At 63.9% G+C, this 24,719-nt stretch carries 27 protein-coding genes; 12 read left to right on the forward strand and 15 right to left on the reverse strand.

Annotated features, from left to right (window positions below):
* Position 1: 1 nt before the first annotated feature.
* On the reverse strand, positions 2–463 hold the full coding sequence (gene rirA, locus NKG60_RS02715; RefSeq protein WP_352865406.1) for an iron-responsive transcriptional regulator RirA: 462 nt from the start codon (positions 461–463) through the stop codon (positions 2–4).
* Between the two features lie 192 nt (positions 464–655).
* Here rirA and NKG60_RS02720 point away from each other — a divergent pair, with 192 nt between their 5' ends.
* The 3 genes from NKG60_RS02720 to NKG60_RS02730 all read left to right on the forward strand — a co-directional run bounded on the left by NKG60_RS02720 (position 656) and on the right by NKG60_RS02730 (position 3,109).
* Positions 656–1,960, forward strand: a complete 1,305-nt coding sequence (locus NKG60_RS02720) for a DUF445 domain-containing protein (RefSeq protein WP_352974014.1) — start codon at positions 656–658, stop codon at positions 1,958–1,960.
* 84 nt (positions 1,961–2,044) lie between these two features.
* Positions 2,045–2,473 carry a phasin family protein gene (locus NKG60_RS02725; protein WP_352666008.1) on the forward strand — a complete coding sequence of 143 codons (429 nt, stop codon included), beginning with the start codon at positions 2,045–2,047 and terminating at the stop codon, positions 2,471–2,473.
* A gap of 138 nt (positions 2,474–2,611) precedes the next feature.
* Positions 2,612–3,109: a MaoC family dehydratase gene (locus tag NKG60_RS02730; protein WP_352666009.1), complete on the forward strand. Its 498-nt coding sequence runs from the start codon at positions 2,612–2,614 to the stop codon at positions 3,107–3,109.
* 30 nt (positions 3,110–3,139) lie between these two features.
* On the opposite strand, the gene NKG60_RS02735 is transcribed toward NKG60_RS02730, so the two are convergent.
* Positions 3,140–4,543, reverse strand: a complete 1,404-nt coding sequence (locus tag NKG60_RS02735) for an aminotransferase-like domain-containing protein (RefSeq protein ID WP_352666010.1) — start codon at positions 4,541–4,543, stop codon at positions 3,140–3,142.
* 105 nt (positions 4,544–4,648) lie between these two features.
* On the opposite strand from NKG60_RS02735, the gene NKG60_RS02740 reads away from it, so the two are divergent.
* Complete coding sequence (locus NKG60_RS02740; RefSeq protein ID WP_352666011.1) at positions 4,649–5,557, forward strand: DMT family transporter; 909 nt, start codon at positions 4,649–4,651, stop codon at positions 5,555–5,557.
* Between the two features lie 42 nt (positions 5,558–5,599).
* Here the strand turns inward: NKG60_RS02740 and NKG60_RS02745 are convergent, their stop codons facing one another.
* Positions 5,600–7,060, reverse strand: coding sequence for an MFS transporter (locus tag NKG60_RS02745; RefSeq protein ID WP_502903412.1), 1,461 nt, complete (start codon positions 7,058–7,060; stop codon positions 5,600–5,602).
* A 141-nt stretch (positions 7,061–7,201) separates the two neighbouring features.
* Here NKG60_RS02745 and NKG60_RS02750 point away from each other — a divergent pair, with 141 nt between their 5' ends.
* Positions 7,202–8,095 (forward strand): LysR family transcriptional regulator, encoded by an 894-nt coding sequence (locus tag NKG60_RS02750; protein WP_352666012.1) that lies wholly within the window; start codon positions 7,202–7,204, stop codon positions 8,093–8,095.
* A 19-nt stretch (positions 8,096–8,114) separates the two neighbouring features.
* Here the strand turns inward: NKG60_RS02750 and NKG60_RS02755 are convergent, their stop codons facing one another.
* Genes NKG60_RS02755 through NKG60_RS02770 form a run of 4 tightly spaced genes read right to left on the reverse strand, consistent with a single transcriptional unit; the run spans position 8,115 to position 11,039 of the window.
* On the reverse strand, positions 8,115–9,155 hold the full coding sequence (locus tag NKG60_RS02755; protein WP_352865414.1) for a zinc-dependent alcohol dehydrogenase family protein: 1,041 nt from the start codon (positions 9,153–9,155) through the stop codon (positions 8,115–8,117).
* A gap of 60 nt (positions 9,156–9,215) precedes the next feature.
* Entirely contained in the window at positions 9,216–9,692 is a 477-nt protein-coding gene (locus NKG60_RS02760; RefSeq protein WP_352865417.1) for a DUF4262 domain-containing protein, read from the reverse strand.
* Positions 9,682–10,332 (reverse strand): maleylacetoacetate isomerase, encoded by a 651-nt coding sequence (gene maiA / locus NKG60_RS02765; RefSeq protein WP_352865420.1) that lies wholly within the window; start codon positions 10,330–10,332, stop codon positions 9,682–9,684. The genes NKG60_RS02760 and maiA overlap by 11 nt, the downstream gene beginning before the upstream one ends.
* On the reverse strand, positions 10,329–11,039 hold the full coding sequence (locus tag NKG60_RS02770) for a fumarylacetoacetate hydrolase family protein (RefSeq protein WP_352865423.1): 711 nt from the start codon (positions 11,037–11,039) through the stop codon (positions 10,329–10,331). The genes maiA and NKG60_RS02770 overlap by 4 nt, the downstream gene beginning before the upstream one ends.
* A gap of 370 nt (positions 11,040–11,409) precedes the next feature.
* Here NKG60_RS02770 and NKG60_RS02775 point away from each other — a divergent pair, with 370 nt between their 5' ends.
* A complete protein-coding gene (locus tag NKG60_RS02775) occupies positions 11,410–12,432 on the forward strand; it encodes an acyltransferase family protein (protein WP_352865426.1) in 1,023 nt (340 codons plus the stop codon).
* 19 nt (positions 12,433–12,451) lie between these two features.
* On the opposite strand, the gene NKG60_RS02780 is transcribed toward NKG60_RS02775, so the two are convergent.
* On the reverse strand, positions 12,452–12,949 hold the full coding sequence (locus NKG60_RS02780; RefSeq protein ID WP_352865429.1) for a GNAT family N-acetyltransferase: 498 nt from the start codon (positions 12,947–12,949) through the stop codon (positions 12,452–12,454).
* A gap of 22 nt (positions 12,950–12,971) precedes the next feature.
* Positions 12,972–13,730: a copper homeostasis protein CutC gene (locus NKG60_RS02785; RefSeq protein WP_352974020.1), complete on the reverse strand. Its 759-nt coding sequence runs from the start codon at positions 13,728–13,730 to the stop codon at positions 12,972–12,974.
* A 239-nt stretch (positions 13,731–13,969) separates the two neighbouring features.
* Between NKG60_RS02785 and NKG60_RS02790 the strand changes: the two genes are divergently transcribed.
* Positions 13,970–14,425 (forward strand): carboxymuconolactone decarboxylase family protein, encoded by a 456-nt coding sequence (locus NKG60_RS02790; protein WP_292662971.1) that lies wholly within the window; start codon positions 13,970–13,972, stop codon positions 14,423–14,425.
* A gap of 28 nt (positions 14,426–14,453) precedes the next feature.
* Here NKG60_RS02790 and NKG60_RS02795 read toward each other — a convergent pair whose 3' ends face one another.
* Positions 14,454–15,362 carry a LysR family transcriptional regulator gene (locus tag NKG60_RS02795; RefSeq protein WP_352865435.1) on the reverse strand — a complete coding sequence of 303 codons (909 nt, stop codon included), beginning with the start codon at positions 15,360–15,362 and terminating at the stop codon, positions 14,454–14,456.
* A gap of 128 nt (positions 15,363–15,490) precedes the next feature.
* On the opposite strand from NKG60_RS02795, the gene NKG60_RS02800 reads away from it, so the two are divergent.
* The 4 genes from NKG60_RS02800 (at position 15,491) to NKG60_RS02815 (ending at position 18,164) form a co-directional block, all read left to right on the forward strand.
* Entirely contained in the window at positions 15,491–15,994 is a 504-nt protein-coding gene (locus tag NKG60_RS02800) for a nuclear transport factor 2 family protein (protein WP_352865438.1), read from the forward strand.
* Positions 15,995–16,053: 59 nt separating this feature from the next.
* Entirely contained in the window at positions 16,054–17,202 is a 1,149-nt protein-coding gene (locus tag NKG60_RS02805) for an alpha/beta hydrolase (protein WP_352865440.1), read from the forward strand.
* On the forward strand, positions 17,168–17,587 hold the full coding sequence (locus NKG60_RS02810; protein ID WP_352865442.1) for a nuclear transport factor 2 family protein: 420 nt from the start codon (positions 17,168–17,170) through the stop codon (positions 17,585–17,587). The genes NKG60_RS02805 and NKG60_RS02810 overlap by 35 nt, the downstream gene beginning before the upstream one ends.
* Before the next feature lie 130 nt (positions 17,588–17,717).
* Positions 17,718–18,164, forward strand: coding sequence for a nuclear transport factor 2 family protein (locus NKG60_RS02815; protein WP_352865445.1), 447 nt, complete (start codon positions 17,718–17,720; stop codon positions 18,162–18,164).
* A gap of 55 nt (positions 18,165–18,219) precedes the next feature.
* On the opposite strand, the gene NKG60_RS02820 is transcribed toward NKG60_RS02815, so the two are convergent.
* Both NKG60_RS02820 and NKG60_RS02825 read right to left on the reverse strand, forming a co-directional pair.
* Positions 18,220–18,651: a cupin domain-containing protein gene (locus tag NKG60_RS02820; protein WP_352666025.1), complete on the reverse strand. Its 432-nt coding sequence runs from the start codon at positions 18,649–18,651 to the stop codon at positions 18,220–18,222.
* 68 nt (positions 18,652–18,719) lie between these two features.
* Positions 18,720–19,550: an AraC family transcriptional regulator gene (locus tag NKG60_RS02825; RefSeq protein ID WP_352865447.1), complete on the reverse strand. Its 831-nt coding sequence runs from the start codon at positions 19,548–19,550 to the stop codon at positions 18,720–18,722.
* Between the two features lie 87 nt (positions 19,551–19,637).
* Between NKG60_RS02825 and NKG60_RS02830 the strand changes: the two genes are divergently transcribed.
* Positions 19,638–20,840: an amidohydrolase gene (locus tag NKG60_RS02830; protein ID WP_352974024.1), complete on the forward strand. Its 1,203-nt coding sequence runs from the start codon at positions 19,638–19,640 to the stop codon at positions 20,838–20,840.
* Here the strand turns inward: NKG60_RS02830 and NKG60_RS02835 are convergent.
* From NKG60_RS02835 to NKG60_RS02845, 3 genes are read right to left on the reverse strand one after another with little or no spacing between them, the layout of a single operon-like run.
* Positions 20,818–23,040 (reverse strand): xanthine dehydrogenase family protein molybdopterin-binding subunit, encoded by a 2,223-nt coding sequence (locus NKG60_RS02835; RefSeq protein ID WP_352865451.1) that lies wholly within the window; start codon positions 23,038–23,040, stop codon positions 20,818–20,820. The genes NKG60_RS02830 and NKG60_RS02835 overlap by 23 nt on opposite strands.
* The gene (locus NKG60_RS02840) at positions 23,037–24,026 is read right to left on the reverse strand and encodes an FAD binding domain-containing protein (RefSeq protein ID WP_352865453.1); all 990 of its coding nucleotides are present in this window, start codon (positions 24,024–24,026) and stop codon (positions 23,037–23,039) included. The genes NKG60_RS02835 and NKG60_RS02840 overlap by 4 nt, the downstream gene beginning before the upstream one ends.
* A complete protein-coding gene (locus NKG60_RS02845; protein WP_352865479.1) occupies positions 24,023–24,508 on the reverse strand; it encodes a (2Fe-2S)-binding protein in 486 nt (161 codons plus the stop codon). Before NKG60_RS02845 ends, NKG60_RS02840 begins: the two co-directional genes overlap by 4 nt.
* Positions 24,509–24,719: the final 211 nt, after the last annotated feature.

The raw sequence follows: 24,719 nt of genomic DNA on the forward strand, positions 1-24,719 counted from the left end.
ATCAGGCGGCCGGCGCCCTTTGCACCAGCATGTCGATGCCGAGCAGATGCCTCACATTCGGGCGCGCCGCCACCAGATCAGCGATCGTGTAGCGCGACAGCACGGCGAAGAAGGCGTTGAGCGCTTCGCGCAATGCCGAATTCAGCGCGCAGCTGTCGACCAGCGGGCATTCGGTGGCGTCGTTCTCGAAGCACTCGGCCATGGCAAAGCTTTCCTCCGTCACCCGCACGACATCAAACAGGTTGATTGATTCGGCCGCGCGGCCGAGCCTGACGCCGCCATTCCTGCCGCGCACCGTTTCGATCAGGCCGTTTTCGACCAGCGGCTGCAGGATCTTGAACAGGAAAAGTTCCGATACCGAATAGGCGGCGGCGATCTCGGGGATGCGGCTCAACCGCTCGGTGTTGGCGGCGCAATACATCAGAATGCGCATGGCGTAGTTGGTCTGACGGGTAAGCCGCATTGTGTCCTCACATAACAGTGGTTGGCGTCAATATGGCCCATAGTTTGGAACAATTCCAGACTGGCGCTGCATAATAGATGAATTGCGGCGTCAAGTTTGCGTGCACGATTGCGCGCACCGGAACCAGCGGCGCGCTTTCTGAGCGAAGCGACACTAGATAAGTTCGCATAAATCGATCAGGAGCGGCCCACCATGTCACGACCAGCCCCGGCATTTGCATCTGTCGCATCCGTCCGGTTCGACGCCGATGCCGATGCCAAGCTTTCAGCGCTCAGGCGCACCAAATTCGTTGCCGCCGCAGCACTTGCGTTTTGCGTGCTGGTCTTTGCTGTGGCGAAATCGCTCGAGAGCCGGCATGCGTGGCTGGGCTTCGTCCCCCCTTTCCCCGAATCGGCGACGATCGGCGGGCTGGCCGACTGGTATGCGGTGGTGGCGCTGTTTCGGCGGCCGCTTGGCCTGCCGATCCCGCATACGGCCATCATCCCGGAAAACCAGAACCGCATCGCGGACAATCTCGGCCGCTTCATCGAGGTCAATTTCCTGGCGCCGGAACCGGTGCGCGAAAAGCTCGCCGAGGTCGACTTTTCCGCGCTGGTCGCGGACTGGCTAGCCGACCCGAACCGCGCCGCCGACCTGTCGCGCTTCGTCGGCCGGCTGGTGCCGCAGACGCTGGCGGCGGTCGAGCAATCCGGACTGCGCGGCTTCGTCACCAGCCGTATGCTGGAGCAGATCGAAAAGGTGCCGCTGGCGCCGCTTGCAGCCGAGCTGCTGTCGGCGCTCACCGGCGATCGCCGCCACCAGAAACTGTTCGACGAGTTCACCAAGGTGGTCGGCCGCTTCCTGAGCGACGAGCAGGCGCTGGCGACGATGCGCGAGAAGATCCGCGAGGAACTGCCGTCGCTGTTCAACCTGTTTCGCGCCGACGCCTATCTGTTGAAGAAGATCGTTGCGTCGGCCGGCTCGCTGCTCGATGAGGTGCGGGCCGATCCGCACCATCCGATGCGAGCCGAATTCGACCTTTTCGTCGAAACCTTCGTCGAGCGGCTGAGGACATCCAAACAATATGCCAGGCGCGCCGAAAAGCTGAAGCGCGATTTCCTCGCCCGGCCGGAGCTCAGCGCGCTGGCCGGCGATATGTGGGACAGCATGCGGCTGTTCATCGAACAGGACGCCAAGGCGCCGAATTCGATGATCCGTGACCATCTCGCCACCATGTTCGTCGAGGTCGGCCGCCATCTTGCCGACGACGCGCAGATCAGGGCCGACATGAACCAGGGGTTCATCGTGGCGCTGGCCTCCTTCGTCGAAAGCCAGAAGAGCGGCGTGTCCAAATTCATCGCCGACCAAGTCAAGCGCTGGGACCTCGCGCAACTGACAAGGCTTATCGAAATGAACATCGGCAAGGACCTACAATATATCCGCTTCAACGGCATGATCATCGGTGGCCTTGCCGGGCTCGTGCTCTACACCGCCGAACGGCTGTTTCTCGTCGGCTGACTCCTCCGAATGGACCGCTGAGCTTTGCTGCACTATCTTCCGTGCAGTGGCGGCGTTCACGGCAACAGGGGGGAGAGAACCAGCATGGCAAAACGACCGGAGTCCGAGTCCTTCATCGACATGTTCGGCAAGTTCGGCCGCGACCTGAAGCTGCCGAATGTCGACGTTGAGGCGATCCTCGCTCACAACCGCAAAAACTTGGAAGCGCTGGAGAAGTCGGCCCGGGCGAGTGCCGCCGGAGCGTCGGCGCTGTTGTCCAGGCAACGCGAGATGCTGCAGGACACGCTGCGCGAAATCGCCGACATGGCACAAAGCTACAGGGCGCCCGGCAATCCGCAGGAAATGATGCAGAAGCAGGCGGCATTCGCCAGAAAATCGTTCGAGACCGCGCTGAAGAATGCCGGCGAGATGGCCGAACTGGCGAGGGTATCCGGCACCGAATCGATCGAAATCCTGCGCAGCCGCATCAAGGAGGCGATGGAGGAGATCCGCGCCGGCCACGACAAGAAGTAAGCTGTTCCCCGGCAGCACGCTTGCCGGCGGCGAAGACCGGCGGTTCGCGGCCGAAGATTATGGGCTGGAATCGCACTGGCGAATTGACAGGGGCGGCCCGTCGTGGTCCGGAACAGGCAAGCGATCGGGAAAGCAGGAATGACGCAGATACGGCCGAGGACGCCGCCGACCTTCGAGCAACTCAGGGCGATGGCCGGGCAGGAGTTGGGCGTCTCGGACTGGACGCTGGTCGATCAGCACCGCATCGACCAGTTTGCCGAATGCACTGGCGATCATCAATGGATCCATGTCGATCCGGAGCGGGCGAAGCGGCAAAGCCCGTTTCGCACCACGATCGCGCATGGCTATCTGACCCTGTCGATCATTGGCGCGCTGGCGCTCGAGATGGGGATCGTACCCGAAAACACGCAGGCCGCGTTCAACTACGGTTTCGACAAAGTGCGCTTCGTGGCGCCGGTCAGGGTCGGCTCGCGAATCAGGCTGCGCACCACGCTGTTGTCGATGGAAGACAAAGGTCCGGGGCAGTATCTGATGAAGGCCGCCAATACGGTCGAGATCGAAGGCGAGCAGAGACCGGCGCTGACCGCCGAGACGCTCGTCATGCTTTATGCGCGCCGCAAGCGGGCCAGCATCTGAGAGTTCAGCCTCAGTTTTGGGGCAGCGCAATCAACGCGACATCGCCTCTTCAAGCGCCCTGAAAATCCGGTCGTCTCCCGATTGGGCGACGTTGAAGCGCATGTAACGGCTGGCTGACCGGGACAGGCTGAACGCATTGCCGGGCGCAAGCACGACATTGGCCGACAGGGCATGGCGGGCGACATCCGCGGCATCGATCCCCTCCGGCAGCTTGCACCATAAAAACATGCCGGCGGGCTGATCTATCCATGGCACGATGCCGATTGCCCTGAGGCGGGTGCTGGTTTCTTCCATGGCGCGCGAGAGCCGCGCGCGCAGCAGATCGACGTGCTTGCGATAGAGGCCGTCCTTCAGCAGCGTCAGTACCAGTTCGGATGCAAGCCGACCGCTGCCAAACGAGGTGGCGATCTTGAGATCGGTCAATCCGTCCATCCAGTCGCGAGGAGCGGCGACGAAGCCGCAGCGCACCGATGCCGACAGCGTCTTGGAAAAGCTTCCGATATGGATGACCCGGCTGAGCCCGTCGAAGGCCGCCAGCCTGGGCGCGGGCGTGTGTTCGAAATCGGCGAAGATATCGTCCTCGATGATCGTCAGCCCCGACTGGTCGGCGAGCTTCAGCACCCGATGGGCAACGACGGGCGACAATATAGCGCCGGTCGGATTGTGGAGCGCAGAGTTGGTGATGTAGAGGCGCGGCCGGTGCTCGTTCAGCGCCTGCGCGAACAACTCGATGTCCGGACCCGAGCGCGTGTAGGGGACGCTGATCACCTTGGCCCGATGGGCGCGCAACAGGGCATGGAAGTTGAAATAGCAGGGATCGTCGACCAATACCGTGTCACCCGGTTCGAGCAGGAACCGGCACAGCAGGTCGATCGCCTGGGTTCCCGACTCCGCCAGCATGATCTGGTCCGGAGAGGCTTCGATGCCGTGCTCGGCCATGCGCCGCGCCAGCAGATGGCGTAGCGCCGGCAAGCCGAGCGGCGTGCCGTAATCGGTCAGCGCGGCGTCGTCGGCGCGGGCCGTCGTCCGCAATGCCCGGCGCAATCCAGCCTCGGGCATCCATGTTGCCGGCAGCCAGCCGCAACCCGGTTTCAGGACGCCATCGCCGGCTTCCAGCGATTGGCGCGAGACCCAGAGCGGGTCGACAGCACGGTCAAGCCTGGGGCCGATCTCGGCCAGCGACAGCGGAGCCAACGGTCCGGCGGCATAGAAACCAGAGCCCGGCCGCGAGCGGATCATGCCTTCCGCCGCTAGACGCTCATAGGCTTCGACCACGGTGGATTTGGAAACCTGCATGGCCTTGGCGAAAGCCCGGATCGAAGGCAGCCGCATTCCCGGTGTCAGGCTGCGCGCGGCGATCCTGTGCCTGATCGTCGCCATGACGCTTTCGACAAGCGTCCGGCTGCCCTCATCTGTTGTCGTCTGCTCGTCCATCCGTACTGCTCGCCCTACCATGACGGTTTTGTCAAACTGTACCCGATTGTCTCTGGCGGAGCCAGACGCCCGGCCCGATAGAGGGCGAAAACGAGCGGGGCATCGATGGACAAGGCGGCAAGTGGCTGGGCGGCGAGTATTTGGGCGGCGAGTGGCTGGGGGGCGAGTGGCTGGGTCAACGGGTTCATAGGCGTGCTGATCTTCAGCGGTTCGCTTCCGGCGACGCGCGTGGCGGTGATGGATTTCGATCCGGTGTTCGTAACGGTCGCCCGTGCGGCTTCGGCGGGCATCCTCGGCCTGGCGCTGCTGCTTCTCTTTCGCCAGAAGCGCCCGGAGCGGCGAGATCTGTTCCCGCTGGCGATCGTGGCGCTTGGCGTCGTGGTCGGCTTTCCCCTGCTGACGGCGCTGGCGCTCAAACACATCAATTCGGCTCACTCCATCATTTTCGTCGGCCTGTTGCCGTTGGCGACCGCGATCTTCGGCGTGGTTCGAGGCGGTGATCGCCCGAAGCCGGCGTTCTGGCTGTTCTCGTGCCTCGGCAGCGCCCTTGTCGCTGGTTTTGCAGTCACCCAAGGCCTCTCGGTCTCTCCGCTCGGCGACATCTTGATGCTGGCCGCCATCATCGTGTGTGGATTGGGCTATGCGGAAGGAGCGGCGCTGTCGCGCAAGCTCGGCGGTTGGCAGGTGATCTCGTGGGCGCTGGTGCTGTCGCTGCCGGTCATGCTGGCGCTGACGTTCATCACCATGCCGCCGTCGCTCGAAAGTGCCGGCAGGGGCGCCTGGATTGGCCTGGCCTATGTCTCGCTGTTCAGCATGCTGATCGGTTTCGTGTTCTGGTATCGCGGCCTGGCGCAAGGCGGCATCGCTGCGGTCGGGCAGTTGCAACTGCTGCAGCCTTTCTTCGGCCTTGGGCTGGCGGCAGCGCTGCTGCATGAGCAGGTCAGTCCCGCCATGATCGCCGTCACCGCCGCCGTGGTGCTTTGCGTCGTCGGTGCCAAGAGATATGCGAGATAGGTGTGCCGGCTGCCGGAGTTGCATGCGAACCGGGTGGAATCCTCAAGGATGCTTGGCAACGATATCTGTTCGCCCGGCAGTGGTGCGGGCTGAAAATATCGCAAGGATCAGCGCCATCAGCACTAGGCCCGTCGCGACCTGGAAAGTGACCTGCATGCCGCGTGCGGCTGCCGCAGATGCCAATATCTGCTGACCGGTGCCTTCGCTTCCGCCAGCCGATGCGAAGGCAAACACCGCACCCATCACCGACGCACCGGTGATCAGGCCGAGGTTGCGCGACAGATTGAGCAGGCCGGAGACGACGCCGCGCTGGTCGGATTCCACACCGGTCATCACGGCCGAATTGTTGGAGGTCTGAAACAGGCTGTAGCCGGTGCAGACGATGATGATTGGTACGACATAGCCGGCAATACCGAATTCCGCCCGCGATAGAGCAACGGTACCAATAGCGAGATCGAACAGGCCGACGATCATCATCCGGTGCGCCCCGAAACGATCGACCAGGCGTCCGGCTGGAAGCGCCGCCAGTGCGGTAACCAGAGGGCCGGTCGACAGAACCAGCCCGACCATGGCTGCGTCCAGCCCAAGCGCGCGCGACAGATAGAATGGCGCGACCACCAGCGTCGCCATCATCACGGTGGCGACCATCAGGTTCATGGCGAGGCTTGCGTTCAAGGCGCGGTCGCGGAACCTGGCAGGCTGGATCAAAGGGTTCTCGGCCCTTGTCTGCGCAATGACGAACAGGAGGCCAGCCACGGCGGTGGCAATCAGCAAGCCGACATTGAGAGAGCCAAAACTGCCGCGCCCAAGGGTCATGGCGAGCGCATAGGCGGCCAGCGTCAGAGCGAGCAAGGCCGTGCCGATCCCGTCGAAACCGCGCCGATCCGGTTCCGCTATCTTTTTTCTGGCCGGCAGGACGCGCCAGGCGAGCGCGAAGGCCAGCGCCCCCAACGGCAGATTAATGAGGAAGATCGCGCGCCAGCCGAGGCCGGCGATCAGAAATCCGCCAAGCGAGGGGCCAAGCGTGGTGCCGATCGCCGACATGGCGCCGAGCAGGCCCATGGCGCTGCCGGATTTTTCCCGGGGAACCGTATCGGCGACAAAGGCCAGCGTCAGAGCCATCATGACGGCCGCGCCGAGCCCCTGTGCCGCCCGTGCGGCGATCAGCAGCCAGAGCGTCGGCGCGAGCCCGCAAAGCACGGATGCGAAGGTGAACAGGGCAATGCCGCCGAGCATTAGCGGGCGGCGGCCGAATATATCGGCGAGCCGCCCGGCACTGACGATCAAGGTGGTGATGGCGAGCAGATAGGCAAGAACGACCCATTGCACGAGCTGGAACGATGCGCCGAACGCCTGCATCAGTGATGGCAGCCCGACGCTGGCGATGCTGTTGGCGAGCGACGACAGCAGCGTTGAAAGCGACAGGCTTGCCAATGCCCATCGGGTCGATCGTGCGCTCACCGGGGCAACTTCGTTCCAAGTCTTTTCAGCGATCGATGCCAAGGTGAACTCCTTTGCCGGCAGCCCCCAGGATCGGAGCTGCCGGAAGTTATTCCCCGGCTTGATGTGGCGAAAGGCGCAGCATTTTCATCTTATTCGTGCATGAAACGCCACATCACGGCTGAGCTGTGCTATAGTCCTTCCATGTCGTCGCCCGATCTCAATCTGCTTGTCGCCCTCGATGTGCTGCTGAGCGAGGGCAGTGTGGCGCGCGCGGCCGGGCGGCTGCGCCTCAGTCCCTCGGCGATGAGCCGGACGTTGGCGCGGTTGCGGAAAGCGACAGGCGATCCATTGCTGGTCCGGGCCGGCCGCGGCCTGGTTCCGACGCCTCGCGCGCAGGAATTGCAGCAACAGGTGGGCCGCGTCGTTGAGGACGCGGAGGCGCTGCTGCGTCCTGCCAGGCTTCTGGACCTGTCAGCTCTCGACAAGGTCTTCACGCTGCGCGCCAACGAAAGTTTCGTCGAGGAGTTCGCACCGCGTCTTGTCGCCCGCATCGAAGCGGACGCGCCCGGCGTGCGGCTGCGTTTTGCGCCGAAATCCGACAAGAACGACATGTCGTTGCGTGACGCGGCGGTTGATCTCGAAATCGGGGTTGCCAGTGAAACGAGCCCTGAAATGCGCATTCAGGCGCTGTTTCGCGACCGCTTCATCGGTGCGGTGCGAACGGGACATAGACTGAGCGAGGGCCTTGTGACGCCGGAACGCTATGCGGCCGGCCGCCACATCAGCGTTTCGCGGCGTGGCCGCGAAAAGGGCCCGATCGACGAGGCTTTGAAACTGCTCGGTCTCCAGCGGACGATTGTATGCATGGTTTCCAGCTTCTCGGCCACGCTCGCCATGGCGCGCGCCTCCGATCTGATCGCCAGCGTCCCCGAACGGCACACGCTGGGCGCGCGCGCAGGCATGTACAGCTTCCCGTTGCCGGTCGATATCGAGGAGGTCACCATTTCGATGCTGTGGCATCCGCGGCTCGATGCCGATCCGGCACAACGCTGGCTGCGAGCCTGCGTGCGGGAGGTCTGTGCGTCGTTTCGCTGATCCAGACTCGGAGCGTGATCTAGAATCTGGTCACCACGCCGATGCCGATGCCTTCGAAGCCGCCCATCGCCATCAATGCGGCCGGTGCCTCTTCGAGGCTGATTTTCTTGCCGACCAGGAGTTCGGGTTTGAGCTTGCCGGTGCCGATCATCTCCATCATCGCCTGGTAGCGGAAGGCCTGCATGCCGTGGCTGCCGCGGATCTCGAGTTCGAAGGCAATCACCTTGTCCATCGGAATCTGCGGCCTGGCATGGTCGCCGAGCATCAGGCCGACCTGCACATGGCGGCCGCGGCGGCGCAGGTTTGCGATCGAGTTGAACGAGGTACTGGGATGGCCGAGCGCGTCCATCGACATATGCGCGCCGCCATTGGTGATCTGCTTGACCGCCTTGACCACGTTCGGCGTCTTTGCCGCATTGATCGTCGCCACCGCGCCGATCTTTTTGGCGAAGTCCAGCTTCTCGTCGGTGAGGTCGATGGCGACGACATTGGCGCCCATGGCGCTGGCGATCATGATCGCCGACAGGCCGACGCCGCCGCAGCCATGCACGGCCACCCATTCGCCGGGCGTCACCCGGCCTTGATCGACGATGGCGCGGAACGAGGTGACGAAGCGGCAGCCGAGGCTGGCGGCGGTGGCGAATTCCATCTCGTCGGGCAAGCGCACGAGATTGGTGTCGGCATGGTCGATCGCGACATATTCGGCGAACGATCCCCAGGCGGTGAAGCCGGGCTGGAACTGATGCTCGCAGACTTGGTGGTTGCCCGAGGTGCATTCGAAGCAGCGGCCGCAGCCGACGGCAAACGGCACGGTGACGCGCTCGCCGCCCTTCCAGCGGGTCACTTGGCTGCCGGCCGCCACCACGACGCCGGCCAGCTCGTGGCCCGGCACATGCGGCAGGCGGATGCCGTCGTCGTGGCCCATCCAGCCATGCCAGTCGCTGCGGCAGAGGCCAGTCGCCTCGACCTTGATGACGACGCCTTCCGGTGCCGGCTCCGGATCGGGAACGGTCTGGATCGTCGGCGTTTCACCGAACTTTTCGAAGACGACGGCTTTCATGACAAGGCTTTCACACGTTTCAATTCAATAACGGCGCATTCGTCAGGCGGCTGTTCGGAGTTAGCTTGATGCCGGCGGCGTGTCGAGAAGCGGTTGCCGCTTTCGAAACCACTCGCTCGCTTCAGTATCCCACGGCCAGATGCCTTCGGTCGTAGGATAGATAAGCTGCATAACCCGGAAGCCCAGGCCGTCGTAGAACCAGATGTCCCAACCGAAATGTTCAGGGTAGTGCTCCACATGGACCGAGCCGAACTGACAGTCGAAGCCGCCTATGAAACCAGACGATCGCTGCCCGATGCGGAAAATCTCGCCGTTGCTCACCCGTCTGCAGTATTGGTTGATGACAGACTGGGAAAGCTCTGGCTTCAGCCCGACAACGACCAGTTCAGGAGCATTGAAATTGTGCTCTATCCCCACCGAGTAGCTGAAAGGCGGATGCTCGCCCTCTTCCAGCACATACAGAATGTGGCAGCCATATTCTTCGATGTCGGCGAGCGTTTTCGCTTCATCTGGATCTTTGGCTTCTCTATTCGGCATCGATCTGGTTCTCCGGCGCGGCCTTCTGGAACGCCGGCAGCGCCATGCAGGCGGCATTAATGCGCGAGATCGTCGGGTAGGGCGTCATGTCGACGCCGAAGCGGGCATTGCTAGTGACCTGTGCGATCAGGCAGATGTCGGCCAGCCCCGGCGTGTCGCCATGGCAGAATGTCTTGGTCTCGGGCGAAGAAGCCAGAATCTTTTCAAGCGGCTGGAAGCCTTCGTTGACCCAGTGCCGGAACCAGTTGACGACATCCTGATCGCCGGCGCCGAACAGTGTGCGCAGTGAGGTCAGCACGCGCAGATTGTTCACCGGATGGATGTCGCAGGCGCTCATCTGCGCCAGCATTCTGACGCGAGCGCGGCCAGGCGCATCCTTGGGCAGCAGCGGCGGCTCAGGCGTGGTCTCGTCGAGATATTCGATGATCGCCAGCGATTGCGTCAGCAGCGTGCCATCGCTGAGGACCAGCGCCGGCACCAGCCCTTGCGGATTGACCGCGAGGTAGGCGGGCTCCCGATGTTCGCCATGGCGCAAATGATGCGGCACGTACTCGTAGGCCAGGCCCTTCATCTCCAGCGCGATCCGCACCCGGTAAGAGGTCGAGGAGCGGTAGTAGTTATGGAGGACGATGTCGCTCATCGGATCGGTTGGCCGATGGTCAGTTCGATTTCGCCGATGCCGTCGACGCCACCGGTGATGTTTTCGCCCGGCCCAACGGCGCCGACGCCGGCCGGCGTGCCGGTGAATATCAGGTCGCCGGGCTTAAGTTCTATCGCCTCGCTGCAAATCGAGACGATGTCGGGAACCGGCCAGATCAGTTCGGCGAGGTCGCCATCCTGCCTGATCCCGCCGTTGACGGCGAGCCAAATGCGGCCCTTGTCGGGATGACCGGATTTTTGCGCCGGGACCAGCGGGCCGCAGGGCGCGGAACGGTCGAAGGCTTTCGACCAGTCCCACGGCCTTGCCGCCTTTTTCGCCTCGTCCTGAAGGTCGCGGCGGGTCAGGTCGACGCCGACGCCGTAGCCCCAGACATGGTCCAGCGCGCGCTCGCGCGGGACGCGAAAGCCGGCTCTGCCGATCGCGACGACCAGCTCGATTTCGTGATGCAGGTTTTGGGTCAGCGGCGGGTAGGGGATCGTCGTGCCCGAACCAACTGCCGCGTCGACCACCGCGTCGCCCGGTTTGGTGAAGAAGAAGGGCGGGTCGCGCTCATCATTGCCGAGCTCGCGGGCATGGGCGGCGTAGTTGCGGCCGACGCAGAAGATCCGGCGCACCGCAAAACGCTCCGACGAGCCAACCACAGCCACCGACGGGGTTGCGGGCAGGGGAAGGACGAAGCCGGTCATGCACTGCCTCTGTTCAGTGGATCTGTCCCCGGCACATTCGGCCGATTTGGACAAACGGGCAAGGCATTGGATGGCGGAAGAGCAGGCCTGCCGCGCGGCGCCGCGGAAATCGTGAGTACATTTTGCTTAGCCAGCCAGGATGGCAATGTACTATTTGGCAATAAGCTGGCCATGGCGCGCAGCGCCTGCCGCCAACGCCTGAGACTACCGACCGTTGGTTTTGGGAAGGGGCTCGACGGCGCTTTCTGTGCGTCCCGTACTTCGGGCGTGTCGTTATCTCGCACTTGCACAAAGCTCTGGTGCACTGCAATATACCAGGAGGAATGCGGCCTCCAGCCCGCCTTTTCGCAGGTTCAATGAAGGGACCGGCATGACGGATATTTCCGCGACGCGTCTTGTCGTGTCCAGGCCTGTCGCCGACAGCTCGGCAAGAACCAGGCTTGCCTATCTCGACGGCTGGCGCGGCCTGTCGATCGCGCTGGTGCTGATCGGCCATTTCTTCCCCATTCCCGGCATCAATCTCGGCGTCCTGGGCGTCGAATTCTTCTTCGTGCTCAGCGGCCGGCTGATGGCCGAGATCCTGTTTGTCGAACACTATCCGCTGAAGAAATTCTTCAAGCGCCGGTTCTCCCGCATCTACCCGGCACTGCTGGTTTTCGTCGTCGCCGCGATGGTTGCCTTGTCCGGCACATTCATCGCCTTCAAGTGGAAGGCGGCGCTGACGGCGTTGACGTTCACCTACAACTATGCCGGAATTCTCGTCACCCGCGCCGGCGCGCTCGACCATATCTGGTCGCTCTGCGTCGAAGAGCATGCCTATATCATCCTGGCGCTGATCAGCGTCGTCGTCTCGGGGCGGTCCCGGGTCATCGTGCTGCTCGGCGCATTGTCGGTGCTGGCCATGGCAAACGGCGCCATTTCCTACTGGGTGCTCGCAATAGGCTACGAGGGCACCTATTGGCGCACCGACGTGCACATCGCCTCGATCCTGCTGTCGGCGGTGATATGCCTGCTCAAGGCCGATGACAGGCTGCCGGCCCTGCTCAAGGGGCCGCATGTCGCCCTGGCAGCCGCAGTCGTGGCTGTGCTCCTTTTCATGGCTGCCGTGCCAACCCCCATCCACTATCTGGTCGCGGTGCCGCTGCTGGCGCTCGCCGTCAACTCGCTCGACTTCAGCAGCCGGTACCTGACCGGGTTTCTATCCTCCTTGCCGATGACAATGCTTGGGCTGTGGTCGTATTCGCTCTATCTTTGGCAGCAGCCCTTTTATCAATTCGTCGACATAAAAGGCAGTTCGCCGTGGCTGATGCTGGCGGCGGTGTTCGCTTGCGCGCTGTGCAGCTACTACATCATCGAAAAGCCGGCCCGCTCCTGGCTGAACCGCAATTGGTAGGGCGAACAGCGCCCGCAGTTTAGCCGGCGATCCGCCTTGCATAATACCGTACCGCCTTCTTGCCGCCGTGGATTACCGCGTCGCCCACTTCCACAAAGCCGAGTGCGGCATGGAAGGCGTCTGAAGCCGGATTGGGTGGCTCGGCATTGACCTCGCAGGTGACGATCGCCTGGCCCGCGCGTGACGCCTGGTCGAACAAATCCTCGTAGAGCCGGCGGGCATGGCCGCGCCCGCGCGCTGCGGCGGCGACCACGACGCGATCGACATAGACGAACCGCGGGTAGCGCTCGCGAAACCACAGGAAGTTCGGGCTGTCGTAGCTCGCGTCCTGGTCGAAGGTCATGATGAAGGCTTCGAGCGTGCCGATGCGGCGCGTGTAAAACGCTTCGCCGAGCAGGAAGGACAGGCGCTCAGGCTCGAGCCACGACAATTCCGCCGCATGCTCGTTGTTGAGCGCGAGGATGACGGGCTCATCCTGCGGCGAGACCTGCTCGATCGGCAAATGCGTTTCGATCATGTTTTTGTTCGATCTTCCAGGATCATGTCCGGGCAGCGGCGATGGTCGCCGCCACCACCGCCTCGTCGGTCACGGTGTTGCGGTATTCGCGGTCGAGGTCGGTGCCGCCCATGCCGACTTTCGGGTTGCGGTAACGCATGGCGCTCGGCACGTCCTTGAGCGCGGCGAAGTGCATTTCGCTCAACCCGGTTTTCCTCCGCACCTTGCCGATGTTCTCGGGATCAAGCCCGCCGCAGCCGAGGATGATGATGCGGTCGCCGGCCTGCCTGACAAGATCGGCGAGCAGGTCCGCGCCTTCCAGTGCCGTGTCGCGCTGGCCGCTGGTCAGCACGCGGCCGACCTTGCAGCGGATCAGCACCTCGAGCGCCTCGGCCGGATCGCGGGTCATGTCGAATGCGCGGTGGCAGGTGACGTTCAATCGCCCCGCCGCCTTCACCAGTTCGCTCATGCGCTGTTCGTCGATCGTGCTGTCGGCATTAAGGCAGCCGATAACGACACCGGCGACGCCGAGCTCGGCAAGCGCGCGGACATCGGCGAGCATCGAACGATATTCGGCTTCGCTATAGAGAAAATCGCCGCCGCGCGGCCGCACGATGACGTGAAACGGGATCGTCGCCAGCTCGAGTGCCGTGCGCACCGTGCCGAAGCTCGGTGTGATGCCGCCTTCGATCAGGCTGGCACAGAGCTCGACACGGTCGGCGCCAGCGGCTTGCGCGGCCAGCAGGCCGTCTATGCCTTCGACGCAGATCTCGATCAGCGGGAGGCGAGGGCGTTCGGTCATGGGCGATCCGTCGATGATTTGGCTGGCCAGCGGTAGCATCGGGTCTGGTGCCATGAAAGCCGGAACTGTTGGCTCAACACGCGACATGGCGCCACTTCCTTCAATTTTGCCGCTTGACACATCCATAACCGGGAAGTTATATGTCGATTCATAACTGATGAGTTATTGATTGCGTTAACAGCGCCGCCGACCGACAGCTGAAATGTCCGGCCGGCAAAAACACGCCTAAGGAGACCACCATGCAAGCACGATTGAAAAACCCCGTGATGCTCATTCCCGGCGCCCTGCAGGCGCTGCTGGCGCTGGACAAGTCGACGGAAACGGCTGACCTGTCCTATGTGACGCGCAAGCTCGTCCATTTGCGCGCCAGCCAGATCAACGGATGCAGCCTCTGCGTCGATATGCATGCGCGCGAATTGAAGAAGGCCGGTGAAAAGGACGAGCGCGTCTTCACCGTGTCCGCCTGGCGGGAAACACCTTACTTCACGGATGCCGAGCGCGCCGCGCTGGCGCTGACCGAGGCGGCAACCCGGTTGGCCGACCGCCCGGATCCGGTGCCGGATGCGGTCTGGGACGAGGCCGCCCGGCACTATGATGAAAAGGCGCTTGCCGCCCTGGTCGTCCAGATTGCCCTGATCAACGCATTCAACCGGCTCAACGCAACCACCAGGCAGATGGTCGGCGCCTGGGGCTGAAACGGGGCCGGGTTCTCCAAAAGCCACATCAGATCCGCAGCTTGTGCGAATTCGCGCGCACGAAGTCGATGAAGGCCCGCAGCTTCGGCGGTACCAGGCGGCGGCTCGGATAATAGAGATGAAGCGGTTCGTAAGCTGGACAGAAAGGCTCCAGCACCTTGACCAGCGCGCCTGAGGCGAGAAGCTGCGCGGCGAGGCCCCCGACCGCGAAGGCGAGGCCAAGCCCTTGCGCGGCGGCGGTAATGCACAGCGGAAGCGTGTTCACGACCAGACATGCGTCCGGCGTGAATGCGACTTCGCGTCCCTCTACGGTGAACTCCCAGGGCGAAATCGAGCGGGTGCGGGTGAGGGCGAATGCGATGCAGCGATGGGCAGCGAGGTCGGCCGGCCGCTTCGGTGTGCCGTTGCGCGCCAGATAGTCGGGGCTGCCCACCACGACCATCTGCAGGGGCCCGCCCAGGCGCGCGCCTATCATGTCTTTCTCGAGAAGCTCGCCGATGCGCAGGCCGGCGTCGAAGCCCTCGGCGGCGATGTCGACGAAGCTGTCGTCGAAGATCAGGCTAAGCCGCACTTCCGGATAAGCATCCATGAACGGCCGCATCAGCGGTTCGATCAGCAGCGGCGCGGCGATCCAGGGCAGGCTGAGGCGCAGCGTGCCGGCGGGACGGTCGCGGGCTTCGCGCAGTGCCGCACCAGCCGCCCGGATATCCTCGGCTGCCGGGCGCACATGGTCGAGGTATTGGGCGCCAGCTTCTGTCAAGCCAACGCTGCGGGTCGTCCGGTTGAGCAGCCGCACCCCCAGACGCTCCTCGAGCCCCTTGACCGCCTCGCTCAACGAGGCCGGAGCGACGCCGAGCTCGGCCGCGGCGCGGGTGAAGCTTCTGGCCTCCGCAACTTTTACGAAGGCGACGATGCCGCTGAACTGGTCGAGGCGCATTGTAAGGTTTTTCCAAATAGCCCTGTCGAACTCTACTGGTTTTTCCGGTGAACAAAAGGCGTCATGTTGGGTCCGACGAACGGATCTCGCTATTGCGAGGACCCGAACGGGGCACGGAGACAGGACCGATGACCAGGCTCGCTTTACTCGCCACCGGCGCTCTTCTGGCGGTGTCTGCCGCCCCGGCGGACGCCGGGCCGCTGGAGGACAGCAACATCCAGCTCATCAAGGACTATTACGCAGCTTACGCGACCGGCAATCCCGAGGCCGTGCGGTCCTTCCTCGCGCCCGACATCGTGTGGCGCATTCCCGGTCATCATCCGCTCGCCGGGGACAAGCGCGGGCCGGACGAGGTGGTCGCCTTTTTCCGCGGCCTGGCCGAGGGCAAATTCAAGGCGGAACCGATCTTCTTCCAGGCGCAGGGCAACCTCGTCGTCGACGTCCATCGCGGCCGGTCGAATGTCGGCTCAGGTCCCGAGATTGACCAGTTCTACGCGCTGATGTTCCGCATCAAGGACGGCAAGATCGCCGAGGCACAGAATTTTTTGACCGACATGTACCAGTCGGACGCCTTCTACTGGGCGCATTACCCGCTGAAGCCACTGCCCGGCCGACTGGCTGGCGAGCGCTGAGACGACGGTCTTTCTCGCAACGCGCCGCGCTTCTCACTCCAAGCCAAAGGAGACTTGCGATGCTTAAAACCCTGACACTTGCCGTAGCAATCACCGCCGCGCTCGCCGCCTCCAATGCCGTCGCCGCACCGCGCGTCGAGCGCGTCACATTCTCCTCGCATGGTGAGCAGCTCGTCGGCGAACTCTATCTGCCAGAGGATATAGACACGGCGAAACCTCGGCCCGCGCTGGTGGTGACCGGTGCCTGGATGACGGTGAAGGAACAGATGCCAGCCCGCTACGCCCGCGAGATGGCCGATCGTGGCTTCGTCGCCTTGACCTTCGATTTTCGTGGGTGGGGCGAAAGCGGCGGCATACGTCGCCAGTACGAGGACCCGAACGCCAAGACCGCCGACATCGAAGCAGCCGTCGCCTATCTCGCGAGCCGGCCCGAGGCCGACAAGGAGCACATCGGCGGGCTCGGCATTTGCGCCAGCTCCGGTTACATGGTCACCGCTGCGGCCGAAAACGCTGCGATCAAGTCGGTCGCCCTCGTTGCGCCCTGGTTGCAGGATGCCGAAGTGGTCGAGCAGACCTATGGCGGCAAGGAAGGCATCGCCAGGCTTGAGGCCGCAGGCGACGCGGCCAAGGCAGCGTATCGCCGCACCGGCAGACAGGCGTTCCTGCCGGCCGCTAGCCTGACCGAAGAGCGCGCAATCATGTTCAAGGTGCCTTACTACACCGAACCCGATCGCGGCATGATCCCGGCCTGGCGCAACGAGGCCGATCCGGCCTTTTGGCGCGGCTGGCTGAGGTTTGACGCCATCCAGGCTGCCCCGCGCCTGCACCAGCCCTTTCTGATGGTGCATAGCGAGGCGGCAGCCATTCCGCAGGGTGCGCACAAGTTTTACGCGCGGCTGACCAGTTCCAAACAGGAGCTGTGGCTCGACAACGTCACCCAATTCGATTTCTACGATCGTGCCGCGCCGGTGAAGGCCGCGAGCGACGCCGTCGCCGCGCACTTCCGCGCGACGCTGGGCAGTGCGGGGGGGCGGAACAATGAGCTTCGTCACCCGTCGGCATGTCCTGGTCGCGGCGCTTTCCGCTGCGACGGTTTCCGCCGTCTCGGCGCCCACGTCGAGCGCATCGGGAGATGCGCTGACGGTCGAAGACAGGATCGCAATCGCCGAGGCAGTGGCCGGGATCGGCCTCTATGCCGATCTGCGTGAGTGGAACCGGGTCAGATCCTATCTCGCGGCCCGTGTCACGACCGACTATACCAGCCTCTTCGGCGGCGAGGTCACGACCGGCGGCCGCGACGCGCTGATCGCGCAGTGGCAAGGACTGCTGCCGGGCTTCGACGCCACCCAGCACCTCATCACCAACATCACCGTCGAAGGCGCGGGCAATGACGCGGTCGCACGCAGCCATGTCCGCGCCGCCCACTGGATCGACGGGCGGTTCTGGACGGTCGGTGGCAGCTATCTCCACCGGCTGGTGCGGACGCCGGAAGGTTGGCGCGTCAACGCCATTGCCATCCATCGGTTGTACGAGGAGGGGGATCGCGCCGTGCTGGCCGCCGCTGCCGACCGGGTAAAGGCGGAGGCCAAATGAGTGTTCGGGTTTGCGCATGCCCAGTCGCGCGGCGAGGTTGCTCGGAGCATCGGCAACGTGAATATTTGATCGAAATGTCGGGCAGGCTTGGCGCATGCGGCATTAGTGCCGCCAACCGCGGAGACAGGACATGACCCTTTCATTGCACGAGGTTTCGGATCGGCTCGAGATCGAACAGCTGCTTGTTCGCTATTGCTACGCGGTAGACGATCGCGACTGGGACGCCTATCGCAAAATATTCACACCTGATGCTGTGCTTGACGACACTGTAACAGGTGGAATCAGGAGCAGTGTGGATGAGCATGTTGCTTACATAAAAGGCGCCCTTTCGAAGATATTGATCTCGCAGCACGCCATTTCGACAATCCTTCTGGATCTCCGAGAGGATGAGGCCAGCGCGCGCGTGCATTGTTCATGCCCGATGGAGGTCGACCTCGGCGAAGGCAAAAGGCAGGTCTTCTTCCAAGGGCTGTGGTATCGCGACCGCGTCGTACGCACGTCCGAGGGCTGGCGCATAAGTGAACTTGTCGAGGAAGGCTATTGGAATCACAATTTGCCGGAGGGGTTCGCGTTCTGACGTCTGTTACGCGCTGTGCTGGATCCGCCACGGACTCCGTCTTCAGACGTGGCAGCTACTGGCGCAACACGGTGTTCTTGGTACCTTCTTCGACCTGGTCGATGACCAGCAGCTTGACCGGATCGGCGCCGACATTGGTCGCCTGATGCCATTGCCCGATCATCTCGATGATGAAATCACCTGTTTGATAGGTGTTGCTCTTGCCGGTCTCGACGTTGGTGACCTGAAGCGTGCCGGCCTCGACATAGGCATAGCGCGGAAACGGATGCTTGTGGACCGGCAAGGTCGCGCCCGGCGCGATCTGATAGGCCGAGACCAGGACCTGCACGTTCTTCTGCGGCAGCGTAATCGGCTGGCCGGACGCGGTCTCGGTGCGAGAGGCAAGTGGGGTCACCACGACCGGCGTGCCGCTGGCATCCAGCGCCTGGGCCCTATTTGCAAACAGTGCAGCCGCGAGCAGCAGCGTCAATGCCAAGATTTTTCGCATGATTCCCCCCGAGCTGCGTCAGCATTGCGCAGCACGCATTGGCGCGCAAGCTGTCTGTTCAGGAGCGCCTATCCCGCTCTTCTAAACATGCCCGGCGTCATGCCATGCATGGCCCGGAATGTACGGGAAAGATGGCTCTGGTCGGCGAAACCTGCCGCGATAGCGGCGTCGGCGAGGCCAAATCCCCGTTCGATCAGCGCGCTCGCCCGGCGCAATCGCCGGTCGCGGATGTAGGCCGCCGGCGTCAGGCCGATTGTCTTGTTGAAGTCGCGGATGACCTGGAACCGGGTCACGCCAGCCACGCCGGCAAGCCGCTTGAGGTCGAGCTGCGAGCCAAGCTCGCTTTCGACAAAATCGCGGTAGAGCGAAAATCTTCGCTGTGATCTGGAGCTTTCGAGCTCCTCGGGGCGCCCGCTCCAGTCGCCATGCCGAACGATCAGCCGTCGCAATGCCACGAGCAGGGACGTCTCGGCCCTCATTGTGTCCGGGGATGTCGAGCCCTGGTGTGCTGCCTTCAATGCTGCGGCGAGACTGCTGTCTTCGATGCTCGCGCGCGAAAATACCGGAGCGCCGTCGCGGCCGAGTTCGCGGGCAAGCGCGGTCATCAGTGGCACCGAGGGATAAAACGTCCGGTAAGCCCAGCCTTCGTCCGCCCCGCGTTCGCCGTCATGCCACTCCTCGGGATTGACCACGGCAATGGTGCCTGCCGGAGCGAGAACGCTTTGGCGGCCGATGCGTATCCGCTCGCAGCCGGAGGTGATCAGGGCGATCACGTAGGTCGGGTGCGTGTGCAGTTCGTAGCGGTGCCGGGTGAAGCGCGCCTCGAACAGGCCAAGGTCGGGGAAGCATGGATGGCGCCAGTATTTCCCGGTCTCTGCCGCTTGGTTTGTCCTTGCCATGGTCAATCCGGTTCAAGACGCTTCTCGTCCGGCCTTCTATGGCTGGCAGGATCAAACCGCGCCGCCTTTGCCGGCGTGAAAGGAGGCATGATGCTGCATAATGACCCCATCGCCGCGCTGACACCAGAGGTCATAGGCTGGCGGCACCATATCCATGCCAATCCGGAGCTCGGATTCAATGAATACGAAACGGCGCGTTTCGTTGCAGAGAAACTGCGCTCCTTCGGCGTCGACGAGGTGCATGAAGGGATCGGCGGCACCGGCGTCGTCGGTGTTCTGCGCAGCGGTGGCGGCACACGCGCCATCGGCCTTCGCGCCGAGCTCGACGCGCTTCCGGTGCTGGAGAAAACCGGCTTGGCCTATGCTTCTAGGCGAGAGGGCGTGATGCACGCCTGCGGCCATGACGGCCACACTGCCATGCTGCTCGGCGCCGCCAAACTGCTCAGCGAGGCGCGCACCTTCGACGGCGCCGTCACTTTCATCTTCCAGCCAGCCGAGGAGAACGAGGGTGGCAGCATGCGCATGATCGAGGATGGCCTGTTCAAGCGCTTTCCAGTCGAGGCGGTCTATGCGGTCCACAACTGGCCGGGCGTCAGGCTGGGAACGATCGCCGCCTGCGCTGGTGCGCAAATGGCGGCCGTCGATAATTTCGAACTGACCTTCGAGGGTCTTGGCGCGCATGCCGCGATGCCGCAGCTCGGCGACGACCCGATCCTGGCCGCCGGCGCCTTCGTGCAAGCCGTCCAGCGCATCGTCAGCCGCACGGTCGACCCGCAAAGCGCGCTTGTCGTCAGCCTCACGCAGATCCATGGCGGCAATGTCGGCAACATCGTGCCGGGCAAGGTCTGGCTGCAAGGCACCTGCCGCTTCTTCGAGCCCGGACTTTCCGACCACTGCGAGAGGCTGATCGGGGAGATCGCACAAGGCATTGCCGCCGCGCATTCGCTCAACGCCAGGCTCGACTACAGGAAGGGCTATCCGCCGCTGATCAACACCGCGGACGCGACGGCCCATGCCGTCGAGGCCGCCGCCTCCGCCGTCGGCCGGGAGAATGTCTTGACCGAGTTCAGCCCCAGTCTCGGCTGCGAGGATTTCGCTTTCATGATCCGCGAGGCGAGCGGCTGTTATGCGTGGATCGGTGCCGGCGAGGTCGGCCCGGGCGAAGGCCTGCACGGCGACCGCTACATCTTCAACGACGAGATCGTGCCGACGGTGATGCGCTATTACGTCAACCTCGTCGAGCAGACGCTTCCGCAGGCCGGTCCTCCTACAGCAGTTTTTCCGGCGTGATCGGCAACTCCCGGATCCGCTTGCCTGTGGCGTCGAAGACGGCGTTGGCAACCGCGGCGGCAACGCCGGTGGCGCCGAGCTCGCCGATGCCTTTGCCGCCGATCGGGCTGGCATGCTCGTCTACCTCGTCGACGAAATGGATTATGACATCGCCGGGAATGTCGGCGTTGACCGGAATGGCGACTCCGGAAAGGTTCTTCGACAGGAACCGCCCAAGCACTGGTTCGTGCCTGCTCTGCTCCATTGCCGCCATGCCCCAGCCCCAGATGATGCCGCCCGTCATCTGGCTGTGTGCGGTGCGGGGATTGACGATGCGGCCGGCGCTGTAGCTGCCAACGGCGCGACGAAGCCTGAGCAGGCCGAGCCCCGGATCGACACCGACCTCCACGAAAATCACGCCGAAAGTGCGCATGGCGAGGCCTTTGCCATGCTGCGCCGGATCGAACGAGCCGGAGCCGATGATCTCGCCGATGTCGGTATGGCTCATAACATCGGCGATCGTCTGGCCGCCGGCAGCGCCTCTGCGGCGAATCTTGCCGTCCTGCATCTCCACCTCGTCCGGCAGCAGATTGGCGAGACGGGCAAGCTGCGAACGCGCATCTTCGGCAGCTGCGAGCACCGCCGAGCCCACTCCCATGGTCGATGATGAGCCATAAGTCGGTCCCGCCTCCGGCAGCTCTGTATCGCCCATTTCCAATTCGATCTTCTCCATCGGCAGGCCCAGCACGTCGGCTGCGATCTGCGGAAAGATGGTGAGTGTTCCGGTTCCGATGTCTTGGGTGCCGGTGCGGATGAGCACCGTGCCGTCCCTGTGCAGCCTGACCTCGGCTGCAGGCGTCGGGTGGCGGAAACAGCCCATGCTGCAGGTCGCCATGCCGTAGCCGATCAGCCAATCGCCGTCGCGTTGTGGCTGGCGCGGGCGCTCGCGCCAGCCGAACAGGCGGGCGCCTTCCTCATAAGCCTCGCGCAGCTTCTTCGATGACCAGGGCTGGCCGGTGGCCGGATCCGTGTCCGCATGGTTGATCAGACGCAGGTCGAGCGGATCGATGCCGAGACCGTGGGCGAGCTCGTCCATCGCGCTTTCGAGGGCCCAGGTGCCGGGACCCTCGACCGGGGCGCGCAGCGCCGTCGGCATGGCGACGTTCGCGCGCTCGACGCGCTGGCTGAGACGCATGGCCGGCGTGGCGTAGAGACCCTTCGAGGCTTCAGTGGCGAACTCGACGAAATCGTCGCTCACGGTGGTCAGGTTGACCACGTCCTGTTGCACGGCGGTCAGCTTGCCCGACCTGTCCGCCGCCAGCACGATCTTCTGTGCCATGCGCGGCTGGTAGCCGAGACAGGAATAGGCATTGGCGCGGCTGAGCGCCAGCCGGACCGGGCGCTGCATGATGCGCGCCGCGGCGGCGGCCAGCACCTGATGCGGCCAGATCCAACCCTTGCCGCCGAAGCCGCCGCCGGTATGGCGGGAAATCACGCGGACCTTCTCGGCCGGGACATTCAAACGGGCGGCAAGCACCTGGCGGACACCATAGACGTGCTGCGTGGCGTCGTGCAGCGTCAGCTCTCCGTCGTTCCACTCAGCGAGCGTCGCCGAGGGCTCCATGGCGTTGTGATGGCGCGACGGCTGCAGGTAGACGGCTTCGACCGTGGCGGCCGCGTCGCTAAGCCCGCGGTCGACCTCGCCCTTCGTAAACGTCGGCTCCAGGAACAGGAAGCCGCTCTCCCTCGGCACGACCGCAGCCTTGTCGATTGCCGTCCACTCCGGCGGTGCCGGCAATTCCGGCTCGGCGAACTCGTAGCGCAATGCGACGCGGCGGGCGCCGGCTTCCGCCGCCTCCAGCGTCTCGCCCAGCACAATGGCAAGCGGCTGGCCCTCGTGACGTATCTCGTTGCTCTGCATGGGCATGAAGCTCTGCGCCGCCGGCGGACCTTCGGCCTGCTGCATCTGCGTATCGGGCTCGGCCCTCGGCGATGCGAACCGGCCGAATTTGGGCATGTCCTCATGCGTGAGCACACGCACGACGCCTTCCTCGGCGAGCGCATCGTCGACGACGATCGACGTCACGCGGCCGGCGGGAACTGGCGCGGTCACCAGCACTGCATGGAGCAGATCGGGAGCAAAATAGTCGGCCGCATAGCGGGCGCGGCCGGTAACCTTGACGCCGCCGTCAGGGCGGGCAACAGGCTGGCTGATCATCATGACGGCATCCTCGCTGCTTTTTCGATCGCCCGCAAAGCGGCGGTCTTGGCCAGTTCGATCTTGTAGGCATTCTGCGACAAGGGACGCGCTTCGGCGAAGGATTGCTCGATGGCGGTGCTCAACGCCTCGCGATCGCCGAGTTCGGCACCGGCGAGCTGCTCCTCGGCGGCGCTCAGCCGCCACGGCCGTAGCGCGACGGATCCCAGCGCCAGGGCAGCCCGACGGATGGTTTGACCGTCCATCTCCAGCACCGCGGCGGCGGAGACGATGGCATATTCGTAGGATTCGCGCTCGCGCACCTTGAGGTAGGCCGATCGCGGCGCCGGCGCCGGCAGCTCGATTGCCGTGATCAGTTCGCCTTGCTGCAACACATTGTCCGCCTCGGGCCGCGTGTCGGGAAGCAGGTGGAATTCGGCTGCCGGAATGCGCCGGCCGCCGCTGCGGTGCGCGGTGACGATGACCGCATCGAGTGCTGCCAGCGCCACCGCCGGGTCGGACGGCTGGGTGGCGACGCAATCCTTGGTCCAGCCGAATATTGCGTGATTGTCGTTGATGCCATGCAATGCCGAGCAACCGGAGCCGAGCTGACGCTTGTTGCACGGCAGCTGCTCTTCGGCACGGAAATAGGCACAGCGCGTCTTCTGCAGCAGATTGCCGCCTATCGTTGCGAGATTTCTCAGTTGCGGCGACGCGGCGTTGAGGATCGCCTGGCTCAACACCGGATAGTCGCGCATGACCAGCGCATGCTGCGCTACATCGTTGAGATGCGTCAGGGCGCCGATCGTCAAGCCGCCGCCGGGCAGTGCCTCGATCTGATCCAGCCCGTCGAGGCGGGAGATATCGATGATCCGCGTCGGCCCCGCAATTCCAAGGCGCAGCCAGTTGAGCAATTCGGTGCCGCCGGCGAGAAAGGCGCTGTCGGGCGCGGCACCTGCCGCGATCGTTTCGCCCAGGCTATCGGCACGCGCATAGACGAACGGGGTCATTGGCTCGCCCTCCCGGCCGCTGCGCGCACCGCCTCGACGATTTGCGGATAGGCCGAGCAGCGGCACAGATTGCCGCTCATCCACTCGCGGATCTCGGCATCGGAGCCGGTATGTCCCTCCTCTATCAACGCCGCCGCCGACATCACCTGGCCGGGCGTGCAGAATCCGCACTGGAAACCATCATGATCGATGAACGCCTGCTGCACGGGATGAAGCGCGTCGCCGTCTGCCAGGCCTTCGATCGTCGTGACCTCGCGTCCCTCCACGGACACGGCGAGTATCATGCAGGCATTCACACGCCGTCCGTCGAGATGCACGGTGCAGGCGCCGCACTCGCCGAAATTGCATCCCTTCTTCGTTCCGGTCAGATGAAGCCGCTCGCGCAGCAGGTCGAGCAGCGTGACGCGAGGATCGAGATCGGAAAGGCTGTGGTCCTCTCCGTTCACCCGCAACCGCAATAGGTGCCGATCGTGGAAGTCCATGGGGTTACCTCGAAGCACATGCCGTACTCGCCGCAAGGACTCGTCCAGCAAGCAGCCGCCCACCTGTCGAAGCGAAATAGGGCGATCGATTTTAGGGAAAAGGCGCTGTCGTGCGCAGAAAGCAAAAAACGCGCGTTTATGATTTGCGGTGGAAGGGCTTGCACGACCAATGACCGCTCGATCCCCCAACCCTGGAGTAAGGCCTCAGCTG

Source organism: Mesorhizobium sp. M1428 (assembly GCF_040317515.1).
Classification (GTDB): Bacteria; Pseudomonadota; Alphaproteobacteria; order Rhizobiales; family Rhizobiaceae; genus Mesorhizobium.

What these genes read in the sequence shown, in the direction of transcription:
- NKG60_RS02790 (WP_292662971.1), top strand. Translation starts at nt 13,970, where the DNA reads ATGCAAGCACGATTGAAAAACCCCGTGATGCTCATTCCCGGCGCCCTG.
- NKG60_RS02835 (WP_352865451.1), bottom strand. Translation starts at nt 23,040, where the DNA reads ATGATGATCAGCCAGCCTGTTGCCCGCCCTGACGGCGGCGTCAAGGTT.
- NKG60_RS02840 (WP_352865453.1), bottom strand. Translation starts at nt 24,026, where the DNA reads ATGACCCCGTTCGTCTATGCGCGTGCCGATAGCCTGGGCGAAACGATC.
- NKG60_RS02805 (WP_352865440.1), top strand. Translation starts at nt 16,054, where the DNA reads ATGCTTAAAACCCTGACACTTGCCGTAGCAATCACCGCCGCGCTCGCC.
- NKG60_RS02775 (WP_352865426.1), top strand. Translation starts at nt 11,410, where the DNA reads ATGACGGATATTTCCGCGACGCGTCTTGTCGTGTCCAGGCCTGTCGCC.
- NKG60_RS02780 (WP_352865429.1), bottom strand. Translation starts at nt 12,949, where the DNA reads ATGATCGAAACGCATTTGCCGATCGAGCAGGTCTCGCCGCAGGATGAG.
- NKG60_RS02825 (WP_352865447.1), bottom strand. Translation starts at nt 19,550, where the DNA reads ATGGCAAGGACAAACCAAGCGGCAGAGACCGGGAAATACTGGCGCCAT.
- NKG60_RS02755 (WP_352865414.1), bottom strand. Translation starts at nt 9,155, where the DNA reads ATGAAAGCCGTCGTCTTCGAAAAGTTCGGTGAAACGCCGACGATCCAG.
- NKG60_RS02815 (WP_352865445.1), top strand. Translation starts at nt 17,718, where the DNA reads ATGACCCTTTCATTGCACGAGGTTTCGGATCGGCTCGAGATCGAACAG.
- NKG60_RS02740 (WP_352666011.1), top strand. Translation starts at nt 4,649, where the DNA reads ATGGACAAGGCGGCAAGTGGCTGGGCGGCGAGTATTTGGGCGGCGAGT.
- NKG60_RS02845 (WP_352865479.1), bottom strand. Translation starts at nt 24,508, where the DNA reads ATGGACTTCCACGATCGGCACCTATTGCGGTTGCGGGTGAACGGAGAG.
- NKG60_RS02770 (WP_352865423.1), bottom strand. Translation starts at nt 11,039, where the DNA reads ATGACCGGCTTCGTCCTTCCCCTGCCCGCAACCCCGTCGGTGGCTGTG.
- rirA (WP_352865406.1), bottom strand. Translation starts at nt 463, where the DNA reads ATGCGGCTTACCCGTCAGACCAACTACGCCATGCGCATTCTGATGTAT.
- NKG60_RS02720 (WP_352974014.1), top strand. Translation starts at nt 656, where the DNA reads ATGTCACGACCAGCCCCGGCATTTGCATCTGTCGCATCCGTCCGGTTC.
- NKG60_RS02830 (WP_352974024.1), top strand. Translation starts at nt 19,638, where the DNA reads ATGATGCTGCATAATGACCCCATCGCCGCGCTGACACCAGAGGTCATA.
- NKG60_RS02800 (WP_352865438.1), top strand. Translation starts at nt 15,491, where the DNA reads ATGACCAGGCTCGCTTTACTCGCCACCGGCGCTCTTCTGGCGGTGTCT.
- NKG60_RS02820 (WP_352666025.1), bottom strand. Translation starts at nt 18,651, where the DNA reads ATGCGAAAAATCTTGGCATTGACGCTGCTGCTCGCGGCTGCACTGTTT.
- NKG60_RS02760 (WP_352865417.1), bottom strand. Translation starts at nt 9,692, where the DNA reads ATGCCGAATAGAGAAGCCAAAGATCCAGATGAAGCGAAAACGCTCGCC.
- maiA (WP_352865420.1), bottom strand. Translation starts at nt 10,332, where the DNA reads ATGAGCGACATCGTCCTCCATAACTACTACCGCTCCTCGACCTCTTAC.
- NKG60_RS02725 (WP_352666008.1), top strand. Translation starts at nt 2,045, where the DNA reads ATGGCAAAACGACCGGAGTCCGAGTCCTTCATCGACATGTTCGGCAAG.
- NKG60_RS02750 (WP_352666012.1), top strand. Translation starts at nt 7,202, where the DNA reads ATGTCGTCGCCCGATCTCAATCTGCTTGTCGCCCTCGATGTGCTGCTG.
- NKG60_RS02795 (WP_352865435.1), bottom strand. Translation starts at nt 15,362, where the DNA reads ATGCGCCTCGACCAGTTCAGCGGCATCGTCGCCTTCGTAAAAGTTGCG.
- NKG60_RS02730 (WP_352666009.1), top strand. Translation starts at nt 2,612, where the DNA reads ATGACGCAGATACGGCCGAGGACGCCGCCGACCTTCGAGCAACTCAGG.
- NKG60_RS02735 (WP_352666010.1), bottom strand. Translation starts at nt 4,543, where the DNA reads ATGGACGAGCAGACGACAACAGATGAGGGCAGCCGGACGCTTGTCGAA.
- NKG60_RS02785 (WP_352974020.1), bottom strand. Translation starts at nt 13,730, where the DNA reads ATGACCGAACGCCCTCGCCTCCCGCTGATCGAGATCTGCGTCGAAGGC.